We start from the raw sequence: 13,442 nt of genomic DNA, 5'->3' as shown, positions 1-13,442 counted from the left end.
CTTTCCTCAGCGAACGCGGCGAGGAGCGTTGCCAGCTCGGCCTCAACCGCTTGTTCGATCAGCTTGCGCGCACCCTCCCGGATGAGGTCCGTCAGTGGATCCGGCGAAAACCCCGATGGATCGGGCAGCGTGCTGATGGTAGTCTCCGACATGTGGCATATCCCTTTCTCGGCTGAGAATTGACGGCGTCTGAACACCGCCATGATATGCCGCCCCTCAGGGCATCACCAACTTTCGCGCGTTACTCCCATCCCCGCCCCGCAACGAGTCGTCGCCCGCATAGCCGCGTATCGTATCGTTGCCATTGGCGCCGCGCAGGTCATCGGCCGTCAGGCTGCCAGTGATTTGCTCGCTCAGGTTCGTGCCAATGATCTGGACCATCGTTTTCTCGCTAAACCACACAGTTCACAGGCATATGAACTGGCGCGGCGGCCGGGCGCAAGCTTGCTGCGCCCGGCCGCCGGGTCGCGGCCTGCAAAGGACAAAGCCTGAACCTGCGCCCGCGGCTTAGTATAGGCCGTCGAAATTGCTGCTGGTCACGTTCGTGGTGCCGGACAGCATCACCTCGAAATCGGCGATGGCATCGCCATTGGTATCGGCGCGGACCAGCGTGTTGTTGCCCAGCGTGACGATCCAGAGCGCATAGGCCGCCGCCGACGTGCCGCCCCAGCCCAGATTGGGCGCCGGGCCGGAGGAAAGGCCCGACAGGTTGATGATGTCGTATTGCGGGTCGAAATCATGGATCACGTCGCGACTGGTGCCGACGGTGCTTTCACTGATGTCTTCAAAATAGAACGTGTCATACCCGGTGCCCGAATACAGGCGGTCTGTCCCGATGCCCGGCTCCAGCCGGTCATTGCCGTTGCCGCCGATCATGGTGTCGTTGCCGCCGTCCAGGTCGCGCAGCACGTCGTTTCCGTCGCCGCCATACAGCCGGTCCTGCCCGCGGCCGCCGCGCAGGAAGTCATCCCCGGCGTCGCCGTAACAGGTCGAGTTGCCCTCGCCGTTGCCGCCCAGAAGTTCGTCGTTTCCGTTGCCCCCCCGCAGGGTGACGTTGTCGCCGCTGAAGTTGATATCGTCCGCGCCGTTGCCGCCATAAGCCTGAACATTGCCGGCGGTAATGAGAAAGTCGTCGTCGCCCTCGCCACCATTCAGGGTGGCATTTCCGCCGTTGACAAGCAGAAAGTCATTGCCGGCACCGCCGTTGACCGAGGCGTTTCCGCTGTCGGAGCGCAGGTCGTCGTCGCCTTCGCCGCCATCCAGCGTGGCGTTCCCGAGTGAGTGCGAGAGCTGGTCGTTGCCATTGTCGCCGTTCAGGACAGCAGTGCCGTCAGAACAAGTGAGATGGTCATCGCCCTCGCCGCCGCTCAGGGTATTGATGCCGCTCGCGCCATATGTCGAGAGGTGATCCCTGCCATCGCCACCCGAGGCAAGGCTGTTGCCAGTGGCACGCTCATCGTCGTTGCTGCGGATGTACAGCGTGTCATCCCCGCCTTCGCCGAACAGGCTGTCATCGCCGCCACCGCTGTTCATATAGTCATCGTCGGCGCCGCCATATAGGGCGTCATTGCCGGCATCGCCGGCCAGATAGTCCTCGCCAGCGCCGCCGCCGACGCTGTCATTTCCCGCGCCGCCCAGGAACCTGTCATCGCCGTCCAGGGCATAGGCCCGGTCATTGCCGTCGCCGCCTTCGAGGCGGTCATTCCCTGCGCCACCCTGAAGCGTGTCGTCGCCCTCATCGCCGGAAAGCCGGTCATTCCCCAGCTCGCCGGCCAGGTAATCATTGCCCGTGCCGCCATACAGGGTGTCGATATCGTCCCCACCGGCAAGCCAGTCATTGCCGTCCCCGCCAAAAATAAGGTCAAAGCCGGTCCCGCCCACGATGCGGTCGTCGCCCATGTCGCCCAGGACCGTGTCATCGCCGTTCAAGGCATAGGTCAGGTCATTGCCGTTGCCGCCTTTGATGCTGTCATCGCCGTCGTCACCCAGAATGGTGTCATTGCCGTCATCGCCGAAAAGCGTGTCGTTCCCCAGCTCTCCGGCCAGATAGTCATGGCCGAGGCCGCCATAGATGCTGTCATGGTCGCCGCCACCGGCAAGCCAGTCATTGCCGATGTCGCCATACAGAAGATCATTGCCGAGAAAGCCATAGATCGAGTCATTCCCGCCGGACCCGCGCAGGATATCGGCGACGGTGCCGCCATTGATTCTTTCGCTGAGATTCGTGCCGGTAATGGTGACCATGAATGCGCCTCGTTAACTGAACTGATTGCAGCGACTAGCCATGTCCGCGCCGGGAAAGCAATTGCTTTCCCGCGCCTGTGTGGTCAGTGCGACATTCCGGGCGGTCGCAGGTGAACGGCGCTATCGCCGGGACGCGCCGTTCTGAAAGCCCAGCAGCGTGATCTGGCGGTAAAGCTGGCCCGGTTGCAGCACCGCCGAGGGGTAATCCGGGTGGTTGGGCGCATCCGGCCAGATCTGTGATTCCAGCGCGATTCCGGCATGCCGGGCGTAAGGCGCGCCGCCGATGCCGGTGGCGCCGGGCGAGAAATGGTTGGCGGTATAGACCTGCAACCCCGGCTCGGTCGAGCGGATGCTCATGCTCAGCCCCTCGGCGCGCAGGGTTGCGGCCTTTTGCGGATAGATCCGGCGGCGGTCAGAGAGGCACAGGTTGTGGTCGATCGGCGGCCCGTCCAGCCGGCCGCTCAGCAGGATCGGGCGGCGGAAATCCAGATGCGTGCCCTCGACCGGGGCGGGCGGTCCAAGCGGGATCAGGTCGGCATCGACCGGCAGCCAGCTTTGCGCCGGGACATGCAGGCTGTGCCCGGCGATGGTCGGGCTGCCGTCCAGATTGAAATAGCTGTGCTGGGCGAAGCTGCACAGCGTCAGATCGTCCGAGGTGGCCAGGATGGTCAGCTTCAGCACCGGGCCGGGCAGGATGCGATAGGTGGCGCGCACCAGCATGGCGCCGGGAAAGCCCATATGCCCCGCCGGCAGGTGATCGGCCAGCGCCACCATGTCGGGGGCCTTGGCGGCCAGCATCCAGTTGCGGGTGCCGCTGCCGTCGCTGCCGCCATGCAGCATGTGGCGGCCGTCCTGATTGCGGTCCAGATCCAGTTCCTGCCCGCCCAGCATGGCGCGGCCACGGCCGATGCGATTGGCATAGCGCCCGACGATGGCACCGACATAGCAGCCCTCGCCCAGATAGGGTTCAAGCGTGGGATAGCCCAGCACCAGCGGGTGATCGACGCCCTTCAGCCGGATATCCTGGACCGAGGCGCCCAGCGTGATCACCGAAACCCTCAGCCCGTGACCCGAGATCGTGGCGCGCAGCACCGGTCGTCCATCGGGAAGGGTGCCAAACAATGTCGACATCAGAGCAGGACACGCGGCTCGGCGCGGCCGCGCGCGCCCTTGCATTCCAGCACCCAGCTGGTGCCGTCCTGCGGCCCATGCAGGTTTTCGGCGGCGCTGGTGACCAGCAGCCGGTCCAGATCCTTGCCGATGAAGGCCGGGCAGGTCGTCTGAGCGGGCGGCAGTTGCAGCCGGTGCAGGACATGGCCATCGGGGGCATGGCAGACCACGGCGCCGCTGCCCCAGCGGGCATTCCAGAACCGGCCCTGCGTATCGGTCACCGCACCGTCGGGATGCTCATCGGTGCCGGTCAGGTCCAGAAACACCGATGCCTCGGATGCGGGCCAGCCCTTGTTGTCCAGCTCTTGCGACCAGACGGTCTGCCGCGCGGTATCGGCGAAATAGGCCAGCCGGCCATCGGGGGAAAAACAGATCGCGTTCGGTATCGACATCTTGTCCCGCAGCTTGCGCAACTCGCCCCGATAATAGCGATAAATTGCGCCTTTTTCATGACTTGCATCATGGGCCATGGTGCCGATCCAGAACCCGCCACGCGGATCGGCGCGCCCGTCATTCGAGCGCGTGCCGGGCTGGTCGTCCTCAAGCGCGGTCAGGACCTCGTGCTGGCCGTCGCGCAGGTCAAAGCGGATCAGCGCGGTCTCGGTGGCGATCAGCACCAGATCGCGGTCGATCCAGCCCATGGCCGAGGCCTTTTCGTCAAGGCGCCATTCCAGTTCCTGCCCCTCGTGCCGCGACAGCAGGCGGCGGCCATGGATGTCGAACCAGAAGGCCTGTTCGCGTTCGGGGTGCCAGAATGCGCCTTCGCCCAGTTCGCAGATGCGCGGGTCGAAAAGCGCCGCGGTCATGACGCGGCGGCCTGATAGGCGGCGACCATATTGTGCGCGCGGGCCAGCACGGTGTCGGCGCTGTCGCCGGGGGCATAAAGCGCGGTGCCGATGCCAAAGCCCTGCGCCCCGGCGGCCAGCCATTCGGCGAAATTCTCGGGGCCGGCGCCGCCCACGGCATAGACCGGCATGTCGCGCGGCAAGACCGCCCGCAGCGCCTTGAGCGTGCCGGTCCCCGCCGGTCCGGCCGGGAACAGCTTCAGCCCCGAGGCCCCGGCGGCGATGGCGGCGAAACATTCGGTGGCGGTAAAGACCCCGGGCCAGCTTTCCATGCCCAGACGGCGGGTCTCGCGGATCACCTCCGGATCGGCATTGGGCGAGACGATCAGCCGCCCGCCGATATCGGCGACGCGGCCCACATCGGCCATGGTCAGCACGGTGCCTGCGCCGATGGTGGCCTGGGCGCCGAATTCCTGCACCATGCGGCCGATGCTTTCAAAGGGCTCGGGCGAATTCAGCGGCACCTCGATGCGGGTGATGCCGGTCTGGATCAGGGCCTGGGCAACGGGCAGGGCGTCAACGGGGGTCAGGCCGCGCAGGATGGCGATGATGGGTGTGGTCATGGTTTCTCCTGCAGGGCGAGGTGGGCGGCGGTCAGGCCGGCCAGAACCAGCTGGGCGCCATCCATGCGCCGGGCATCGGCGCCAGCGGTGCGCATCGGGGTTTCGTAAAGCGCGGCAAGCTCGGGCGCGCCGATGATGATCGTCTTGCGGTTGTGCCAGAAGTCGCGGGCGGCGCCAAGCTCGGCCCCGATCAGCAGGCCCGACAGGCGGCCCGCCGCCTGTTCGGGGGCAAGGTTGTGCAAAAGTGCGCCGGCGCGCAGCGAGAACAGCTCGCGCTGGGCGGCATGGGGATCGGCCAAGGCATCCGCCGCGCCACTGGCGGCGGCACCGGCATCCGGCACGGCCCCGCCCAGCGACAGCCGCAGCACCGATTGGCGCGAGATCAGCGAGAACATCTCGCCGGTCATATAGGTCTGGAATGCCTCGACCCGGCCCCGCGCGATGCGCACCCATTTGCAATGCGTGCCGGGCAGGCACAGCGTGCCGTCGAAACCGGGATCCGAGGCCAGATAGCCGGCGATCTGGGTTTCCTCGCCGCGCATGACATCGGCGGGCGCGGATTGGGACAGGCCGGGCAGGATGCGCACGTCCAGCCGTGCGTCGCGCACCGCCGGGCGGATCGCCTGATGCGGGTCCAGAGGCGTGCAGGGCACGGCGCGATATTCGGCCTCGGCCCAGCCGGTGCGGGCGCCGACCATGCCGCAGGCGATGACCGGCATCCGGCCGCTGGCTGGCAGCCAGTCGGCGATCAGCTCCAGCAGGGCGGGTTCGAACCCGTCGCGGCTCAGCCCGCCCATGCCCTTGTCGGAATTGCGGGACTGGACCGCCTTGGGGCCCTGCATCGCCCAGACGCGCAGGCGCGTGGTGCCCCAGTCGACGGCGATCCAGTCCGGTGTCATGGCTTACGACTTGCTCTTGTTCGAGACGTCGAAGATCACGGCGGCCATCAGCACCAGCCCCTTGATGACCTGCTGATAGTCGATGCCGATGCCAAGGATGGACATGCCGTTGTTCATCACGCCCATGATGAAGGCGCCGACGACGGCCCCGATCACCGTGCCGACCCCGCCCGCCATCGAGGCGCCGCCGACGAAGACGGCGGCGATGGCGTCGAGTTCGAACGCGACCCCGGCCTTGGGCGTGGCCGAGTTCAGGCGCGCCGACACGACGATCCCGGCCAGCGCGGCCAGCATCCCCATATTGGCAAAGGTCAGAAAGACCACACGCTCCGAGTTGATGCCCGACAGTTTCGCGGCCTTGGCGTTGCCGCCGATGGCATAGATGCGCCGGCCGATGGTCGTGCGCTCCGAGATAAAGGCGTAAAGCCCGACCAGCAGCGCCATCACGATAAAGACGTTGGGCAACCCGCGGAAGTTCGCCAGTGCCCAGGTCATGCCGACCAGCGCGATGAAGATCAGGGCGTTCTTGCCGGCGAAAAAGGCAAAGGGCTCATCGGCGACGCCAATCTTTTCCTGCTGCTTGCGGGCGCGGATCTGCATCCACAGGATCGCCACCGCCGCACCCCAGCCCAGCACCAGCGACAGGATATTGGGCTTGCCCGAGCCGAACAGGTCGGGAATGAAGCCCGAGGCGATCACCTGAAAACCCTGCGGGAAGGGGCCGATGTTCTGGCCGCCCAGAATCCACATGGTCAGCCCGCGAAACACCAGCATCCCCGCCAGCGTGACGATAAAGGACGGGATCTTCCAATAGGCGATCCAATAGCCCTGAATGCCGCCGATGATCGCGCCGGCCGCAAGGCTGAGCACCACCACGATGGGCGTGGGCAGGCCCATCTTGACCGACATGATCCCCGCCAGCGCGCCCACGAAGGCCGCGACCGAGCCGACGGACAGGTCGATATGCCCGGCCACGATGACCAGAAGCATGCCCACCGCCAGAATGACGATATGGCTGTTTTGCAGGAACAGGTTGGTCAGGTTGACCGGTTTGAACAGGATGCCGCCAGTCACCACCTGAAAGAACACCATGATGATGATCAGGGCGAACAGGATGCCGTATTGGCGGATGTTGCGGCGAATGAACCCGAAAGTGTCGCCGCGGCGGGCGTCGGTGGATGTGTCAGACATGGGCGGCCTCTGCCTCGATTTCCTCGGGGGTGACGCTGGGGTCGGTCAGGTCGTGCCCGGATTTGATGATGATCGACATGATCTTTTCCTGCGTGGCCTCGGCCGTCGGCAATTCGCCCACCAGCCGGCCCTCGTTCATCACCAGCACGCGGTCGGTGATTCCCAGCAGTTCGGGCATCTCGGACGAGATGACGATGATCGATTTGCCCTGTGCGGCCAGATCGCGGATCATGGTGTAGATTTCGTATTTCGCGCCGACATCGATGCCCCGCGTCGGCTCGTCCAGGATCAGGATTTCCGGCCCCGAGAACAGCCATTTCGACAGCACCACCTTTTGCTGGTTGCCGCCCGAGAGGTTCACGGTTTCCTGCTCGATCGAGGATGAACGGATGTTCATGCGCTTGCGGAACTCGTTGCCGATCTCGCCTTCGCGCTGGCCGTCAACGACGCCGCTTCGGGCGATGCCGGGCAGGTTCGCCAAGGGGATATTGCGCCGGATCGTGTCGATCAGCACCAGCCCCAGCGATTTGCGGTCCTCGGTCACGTAAGCCAGCCCGGCCTTGATCGCCTTGGGCACGGTGGACAGATCGACGGGCTTGCCGTGGATCTTGACCTCGCCCGAGCGGAACTTGCCCATCGAGCGGCCAAAGATGCTCATTGCCAGTTCGGTGCGGCCGGCACCCATCAGCCCGGCCACGCCCAGCACCTCGCCTTGACGCAGGTCGAAGCCGGCCTTCTTGACCAGCAGGCGGTCGGGATCGGCAGCATCCTCGACGGTCCAGTCACGGACCTGCATCACCACCTCGCCGATCTTGGGCTCGCGGGGCGGATAGCGGTCGTCCATCGAGCGCCCGACCATGTCCTTGATGATCTGGCTTTCGGGCACCATGCCGTCGTGATGGGCCACCGTTGATCCGTCGCGCAAGACCGTCAGGCTGTTGCAGACCTGCGAAAGCTCATTGAGCTTGTGCGAGATCATGATCGCGGTCATGCCCTGTTCGCGGAAGCTGGCCAGCAGGCGCAAGAGCGCGTCGCTGTCATGTTCGTTCAGCGACGAGGTCGGCTCGTCCAGGATCAGCAGATCGACCTTTTTCGACAGCGCCTTGGCGATTTCCACCAGCTGCTGCTTGCCCATCCCCAGCTCGCCCACCTTGGTTTCCGGGCTTTCGCGCAGGCCGACCTTGGCCAGCAGCTCGGCGGTGCGGCGGTTGGTTTCGTGGCGGTTGATCACGCCGCGGGTGTGGATCTCGTTGCCCAGGAAGATGTTCTCGGCAATCGACATCTGCGGCACCAGCGCCAGTTCCTGATGGATGATGACAATGCCCAGCGATTCGCTGTCATGGATGCCGCGAAAGGCCACCGGCTTGCCGTTATACAGGATCTCTCCGTCATAGGAGCCGTGCGGATAGACGCCCGACAGCACCTTCATCAGCGTGGACTTGCCCGCGCCGTTTTCGCCCACCAGCGCGCGGATCTCGCCGCGGCGGACTGTCATGTTCACATTGTTCAGAGCTTTGACGCCGGGGAATTCCTTGGTGATCCCCCGCATTTCCAGAATCGCATCCATGGGCACCTCTTACGGTCACGCCGTTTGGTCACGCGGAGTACGCCGCCGCAGGGCACAAGGGCCCGCGGCGGCGCGACAGGGTGATCACTTCAACTGGTCTTCGGTATAGTAGCCCGAGCCGACCAGAACTTCGGTCAGGTTGGCCGAGGTCACCGGCACCGGCTCCAGCAGGAACGACGGGACGACCTTGTTGCCGTTGTCATAGGTCTTGGTGTCGTTCACCTGCGGCTCTTCGCCCTTCAGCATGGCGTTGACCATGCCGACGGTGACTTTCGCCAGCTCGCGGGTGTCCTTGAAGATGGTCGAATACTGCTCGCCGGCCTGGATCGACTTGACCGATTGCAGTTCGGCGTCCTGACCCGAGACGATCGGCATCTTCATGTCGCCCGAGCCATAGCCCACGCCCTTGAGCGAGGACAGGATGCCGATGGACAGCCCGTCATAGGGCGACAGCACGCCGTTCACCTGTTTGTCGGTGTAGTTCGCCGACAAGAGGTTATCCATGCGCGCCTGCGCGACGGCCGGGTCCCAACGCAGGGTGCCGACCTTGTCCATGCCCATCTGGCCCGAGGGGACGGCGATCTCGCCTGCGTCGATCATCGGCTGCAGCACCGACATGGCGCCGTCATAGAAGAAGAAGGCGTTGTTGTCGTCCGGGCTGCCGCCGAACAGCTCGACGTTCCACGGCTTCACGTCCGGGAAACGCTCTTTCAGGCCGGCAACCAGGGTGTTGGCCTGTTCGACACCGACCTTGAAGTTGTCGAAAGTGGCGTAATAGTCGATGTCCGGCGTGTCGCGGATCAGGCGGTCATAGGCGATGACCTTGATGTCGGCGGCTTTCGCATTGGCCAGCGCGTTCGACAGCGTGGTGCCGTCGATGGCCGCGATCACCAGCACGTTCACGCCCTTGGTGATCATGTTCTCGATCTGGGCGAGCTGGTTGGGGATGTCGTCATCGGCATATTGCAGGTCGGTCTGATAGCCCGCTTCCTGGAACTGCTTGACCATGTTGTCGCCATCCGCGATCCAGCGCGCCGAGGTCTTGGTGGGCATGGAGATCCCGACCATGCCTTCGGCCGCGGCGATGCCGGGCACCGACAGCGCGGCCACGGACGCCAGCGCCAGGGCGCATTTCCTGAGGTTCAGCATTATTCCTCCCTGTTCGTTTTATGCATCGGGCGGCGGCTGCCTGTTGCAGCGTCTGTCCGGCCGGCGCTTCCCCCTTTACGCGGCGGCGAAGGCTGCAAGCGCAATCCGTCCGGCACCGCGGCGGGGGTTCACGACCGCCCGCCTGAGGTTGAAGCTAGACCCAGCCGATATGTCCGTCAATTGAGCAATGTTTGCGGTGACATAACGAAAATGATATGAGGATGCCGTCGCTGACGCCGATCTGCCCATGTTCCGCGCCGCACCAGCGGGCGTCAGGCGTCAGGCGTCAGGCGTCAGGCGTCAGGCGTCGGCGCGCCGGTCCGCCCATTCCGGGTGGCGGTCGAATTGCGCGCGCACATAGCTGCAGGCAGGCACGATCAGCAGATCGCGTTCACGCGCGTCCGCGATCAGCCTTTGCACCAGCGCCAGCGCAACCCCGCTGCCGCGCATCGATCCCGGCGCATAGGTGTGATCGGCGACGATGATGCCCGGGCCGCCTGTACGCCACGTCAGTTCGGCCTCGCCATCCGCGCCGCGCAGTGTGGCGGAATAGCGGCCCGAGCTGCCATAGTCCTCGTGGGTAACGCGAATGGTTGGCTGCGACATCGCCCGACCTCCCTGTCATAAACGTCAACCAATGAACTCACAAATAAGATCCGTCTTCGGGATGGTTTCAGAATAGCGCGAATACGTCCGGCGGAAAACTGCCGGTCAACCTTCGTCGGAGGCGGAACGGGTCTGACCGGGCCGAAGCCGCAGCATCCGGCGCAATTCGGGTGAAAGTGGCCCGGCGCGGCACTCAAGCGCGGCCGGATCCAGTGCCACCCCGCCCCTGCCGTCCTTGCGCGCGGCCAGATCAAGGTCTCGCCAATGCGTACCGTCCAGATGCTCGACCCCGACCCGGTTCGCCGAGGCTTCCAGACACAGCCGCAGATGCCGGTCGATACGCAGGTATAGCGGCGGCCGAGCCGCCTGACGGCGGCCCCGTGCCGAGGCCGGGCATGCGGCGCCGCCCTCGATCAGCCACAATCCGCAAAGCGGCGGCTGACCGTGATGGCGTGCGAGATCGTCGAGCATTTTCCGCGACAAGGTGCCGTGCCGCGGATCGCGCCCGGCGATGGTCCCGCATCCGGCCGGTACCGGGCGTTCGGAGGGGTGCGATTCGGCAGCGTCGGGCCGGAACGGTGCTGCGCCGGCGGCCCCGGCACACAGCATTTCCAGCATGATCTCCTCAAGCCGGGTCAGACGGTCCATTGCGGCCCGCATGTTGCGGCGAAAGGCGCGGGAATCCTGATCGGCGATGATCCGCAAGCGCAGCTCGCCGGTGCTGTCGTCCGATCCGTTCATCGCCTCCCCCGAGGTCTGGATTGTTGACCTAGCGTCAACTCTACTACTGCGCCCCCGGGGAAGGCTTGGCAATCACGTCCTGATCAGGCGCGCTCAGAATATTCAAAGAGTTCCGTGTTCACCACGATATCTTCGTCCTGACCGACAAAGGGGGGCACCATGACGCGCACGCCATTGTCCAGGATCGCCGGCTTGAAGCTTTTGGCGGCGGTCTGGCCGTTCACGACTGGCTCGGTCTCGACGATGCGGCAGACGACCTTTTGCGGGATGCGCACCGAAAGCGGCTCGTCGCCGTAATATTCGATGGTCGCCATCATGCCGTCCTGCAGGAAGGGGCGGCGGTCGCCCAGAAGGTCGGCGTCCAGCTCGGTCTGGTCAAAGGTTTCGCTGTCCATGAAGATCAGCTTGCCATCGGATTCATACAGGAATTGCTGGTCCTTGTTGTCCAGCCGCACCTGTTCGACCTTGTCCTCGCTGCGGAACCGCTCGTTCAGCTTCCGGCCGTCGCGCAGGTTCTTCATCTCGACCTGTGCGAATGCGCCGCCCTTGCCGGGCTTGACGTGACTGACCTTGACCGCCGCCCACAGGCCGCCGTCATGTTCCAGCACGAAGCCGGGCTTGATCTCATTGCCATTGATCTTGGCCATGTGAAAACACCATGAAAATGTTGAGAAAATCGCTTCGGCTCAAGGGTTGAACCGGGATTGGCGGCACCTATATCCATTGCTGGCTGCCAAGGCAACCGAAAGGCAGTTTCGGCGATGTCAAGATGGCGGTCTTTGCAGGCCCTGTCGCGAAATTGTTGCCAAAGCCGGGATAAATGTGCCAATGCAAATGTCTTGCATCCAGCGCATGGCGGTCATGCAGCCAGAGGCATACCGAATCACGGCGCGGATCGGTTAAGCCGGCCTGCGCCACCAAATATGGGCAAGGACTGACGGCTGGCCCGGTCGTGGAAATATTTGGCGGGGCACCGCAATAAGAACAGGATAACGTTAGATGCGCGATTTCGTGGATGGTTCGGCTTTCAATTTCGAACAGGGGCAGCGCGCCCGCAAGCTTTTTGCCGCCGTTGTGCTTGCCGCGCTGGACGACGCGATCGCTGATGACAAAAAATACGGCAACGGGCCCGATCAGATTGCACGTTGGGCACGCTCGCGCGATGGGCGCGAGGTTCTGTCCTGCGCCGGCATCGACCCCAATGAGCGCGTGGTCAAGGGCCTGATGGAATTCGTGGCCAAGGGCGTGCGCACCTCGGTCGCGCTGTCGCGCGAGGAAAGCGAACGCCGCCACGCCGCCGAGGAAGCCGACGCCGCATAAATCTGCGCGCGCCGCAGACGCATCTGGGCCGTCCTTCGGGGCGGCCTTTTTTGTTGCGCTACTGGAACAGATGCAGCGCCAAAGGCGCGATGATCGAGGTCAGAACCGCGTTCAGCCCCATGCCGATGCCGGCGAATGCGCCGGCGGTCTCGTTGACCTGAAAGGCGCGGGCGGTGCCGATGCCATGCGCGGCCACGCCCAGCGAAAACCCCCGCGCCCGCCAGTCGCGGATCCTGAGCGCGTTCAGCAGCGGCGTCGCGATGATCGCGCCAAAGACCCCGGTCAGCAGCACCAGAACGGCGGTGATTGTGGGCTCGCCCCCCAGACCCTCGGCGATGCCGATGGCGACCGGGGCGGTGGTCGATTTCGGCGCAAGGCTCGCCAGCAGCACCTCCGACAGGCCAAAGGCGTGGGCGATGGCCAGAACCGACAAGACCGCCGTCAGCGACCCTGCCAGCAGCGCCGCGATCAGCGGCAAGGCGGCGCGGCGCAGGCGGCGAAGATTGTCGTAAAGCGGCATTCCCAGCGCGACCGTCGCCGGGCCCAGCATGAAATGCACGAATTGCGCGCCCTCGAAATAGGTCTGGTAGCTGGTGCCGGTGATCCACAGCAGCAGCGCCAGAATGACCACCGCCGCCAGCACCGGATTGGCCCAGCTTTGCCGGTTCATGCGGCGAAAGAACGTGTCGCCCAGCCAATAGGCGATCAGCGTCGCCGTCAGCCACAGCAAGGGCTCGCGGCTCAGATAGCTCCAGATCAGGGCGGGATCGGTCATTCCTCGGCCTCGCCGGTCCATTTCGCGACGAACTTGAAGACCAGCGCCCCCGCCGCGATGGCCAGTGCGGTCGAGACCATCACCGCCAGCGCGATCGCCAGCCCGTTTTCGCGAAACTCGCCCAGATGGGCAATGACGCCGACGCCCGCCGGCACGAAAAACAGCGAGAGGTTCCCGAGGATCGTGGTGGTGACGGGCCGCAGCAGCCCCGCGAGCGACGGCCGCAGGCTGCAACTGATCACCAGCAGCATCAGCCCCAGCACCGGGCCGGGCAGCGGCAAGCCAAGGCCGCGCGTCGCGACCTCGCCGATCAGTTGAAAGCTCAGGATGATGCAAAGGGCAGGAATCATGGTTCCCAGCCTAGCACCCCGA

The 13,442-nt window shown here is 64.8% G+C and carries 15 protein-coding genes and 1 pseudogene; 1 reads left to right on the top strand and 15 read right to left on the bottom strand.

Translation table 11 applies throughout. The annotated features are described in order from the left end of the window. From DFP89_RS03900 to efp, 13 genes and pseudogenes are all read right to left on the bottom strand, one after another. Window positions 1–152: pseudogene (locus DFP89_RS03900) on the bottom strand (IS256 family transposase); the annotation flags it as partial. Window positions 153–216: 64 nt separating this feature from the next. Then, window positions 217–381, bottom strand: coding sequence for a hypothetical protein (locus DFP89_RS20250; protein ID WP_181870234.1), 165 nt, complete (start codon window positions 379–381; stop codon window positions 217–219). A 126-nt stretch (window positions 382–507) separates the two neighbouring features. Continuing rightward, complete coding sequence (locus tag DFP89_RS20990; RefSeq protein ID WP_114348071.1) at window positions 508–2,244, bottom strand: calcium-binding protein; 1,737 nt, start codon at window positions 2,242–2,244, stop codon at window positions 508–510. Between the two features lie 120 nt (window positions 2,245–2,364). After that, entirely contained in the window at window positions 2,365–3,375 is a 1,011-nt protein-coding gene (locus DFP89_RS03890) for an aldose epimerase family protein (protein ID WP_114348070.1), read from the bottom strand. After that, window positions 3,375–4,220, bottom strand: a complete 846-nt coding sequence (locus tag DFP89_RS03885) for an SMP-30/gluconolactonase/LRE family protein (RefSeq protein ID WP_114348069.1) — start codon at window positions 4,218–4,220, stop codon at window positions 3,375–3,377. The genes DFP89_RS03890 and DFP89_RS03885 overlap by 1 nt, the downstream gene beginning before the upstream one ends. Further along, a complete protein-coding gene (locus DFP89_RS03880; protein ID WP_114348068.1) occupies window positions 4,217–4,822 on the bottom strand; it encodes a 2-dehydro-3-deoxy-6-phosphogalactonate aldolase in 606 nt (201 codons plus the stop codon). The genes DFP89_RS03885 and DFP89_RS03880 overlap by 4 nt, the downstream gene beginning before the upstream one ends. Further along, complete coding sequence (locus DFP89_RS03875; protein WP_114348067.1) at window positions 4,819–5,721, bottom strand: 2-dehydro-3-deoxygalactonokinase; 903 nt, start codon at window positions 5,719–5,721, stop codon at window positions 4,819–4,821. The genes DFP89_RS03880 and DFP89_RS03875 overlap by 4 nt, the downstream gene beginning before the upstream one ends. A 3-nt stretch (window positions 5,722–5,724) precedes the next feature. Beyond that, the gene (gene mmsB, locus DFP89_RS03870) at window positions 5,725–6,912 is read right to left on the bottom strand and encodes a multiple monosaccharide ABC transporter permease (RefSeq protein WP_114348066.1); all 1,188 of its coding nucleotides are present in this window, start codon (window positions 6,910–6,912) and stop codon (window positions 5,725–5,727) included. Beyond that, the gene (gene mmsA / locus DFP89_RS03865; RefSeq protein WP_114348065.1) at window positions 6,905–8,479 is read right to left on the bottom strand and encodes a multiple monosaccharide ABC transporter ATP-binding protein; all 1,575 of its coding nucleotides are present in this window, start codon (window positions 8,477–8,479) and stop codon (window positions 6,905–6,907) included. Before mmsA ends, mmsB begins: the two co-directional genes overlap by 8 nt. A gap of 84 nt (window positions 8,480–8,563) precedes the next feature. Next, entirely contained in the window at window positions 8,564–9,628 is a 1,065-nt protein-coding gene (gene chvE, locus DFP89_RS03860; protein ID WP_114348064.1) for a multiple monosaccharide ABC transporter substrate-binding protein, read from the bottom strand. A gap of 300 nt (window positions 9,629–9,928) precedes the next feature. Further along, on the bottom strand, window positions 9,929–10,234 hold the full coding sequence (locus DFP89_RS03855; protein WP_114348063.1) for a GNAT family N-acetyltransferase: 306 nt from the start codon (window positions 10,232–10,234) through the stop codon (window positions 9,929–9,931). A gap of 105 nt (window positions 10,235–10,339) precedes the next feature. Next, window positions 10,340–10,975 carry a hypothetical protein gene (locus tag DFP89_RS03850; RefSeq protein WP_114348062.1) on the bottom strand — a complete coding sequence of 212 codons (636 nt, stop codon included), beginning with the start codon at window positions 10,973–10,975 and terminating at the stop codon, window positions 10,340–10,342. Between the two features lie 83 nt (window positions 10,976–11,058). Beyond that, window positions 11,059–11,622, bottom strand: a complete 564-nt coding sequence (gene efp / locus DFP89_RS03845; RefSeq protein WP_114348061.1) for an elongation factor P — start codon at window positions 11,620–11,622, stop codon at window positions 11,059–11,061. Between the two features lie 352 nt (window positions 11,623–11,974). Between efp and DFP89_RS03840 the strand changes: the two genes are divergently transcribed. Next, on the top strand, window positions 11,975–12,295 hold the full coding sequence (locus tag DFP89_RS03840; RefSeq protein WP_024842734.1) for a DUF6280 family protein: 321 nt from the start codon (window positions 11,975–11,977) through the stop codon (window positions 12,293–12,295). A gap of 58 nt (window positions 12,296–12,353) precedes the next feature. On the opposite strand, the gene DFP89_RS03835 is transcribed toward DFP89_RS03840, so the two are convergent. Then, window positions 12,354–13,070 (bottom strand): LrgB family protein, encoded by a 717-nt coding sequence (locus DFP89_RS03835; protein WP_114348060.1) that lies wholly within the window; start codon window positions 13,068–13,070, stop codon window positions 12,354–12,356. After that, window positions 13,067–13,420 carry a CidA/LrgA family protein gene (locus DFP89_RS03830; protein ID WP_114348059.1) on the bottom strand — a complete coding sequence of 118 codons (354 nt, stop codon included), beginning with the start codon at window positions 13,418–13,420 and terminating at the stop codon, window positions 13,067–13,069. The genes DFP89_RS03835 and DFP89_RS03830 overlap by 4 nt, the downstream gene beginning before the upstream one ends. Between the last annotated feature and the right edge of the window lie 22 nt (window positions 13,421–13,442).

Source organism: Paracoccus lutimaris, assembly GCF_003337565.1.
Lineage (GTDB): Bacteria > Pseudomonadota > Alphaproteobacteria > Rhodobacterales > Rhodobacteraceae > Paracoccus > Paracoccus lutimaris.
This window is presented reverse-complemented; position numbering and strand designations above follow the sequence as displayed.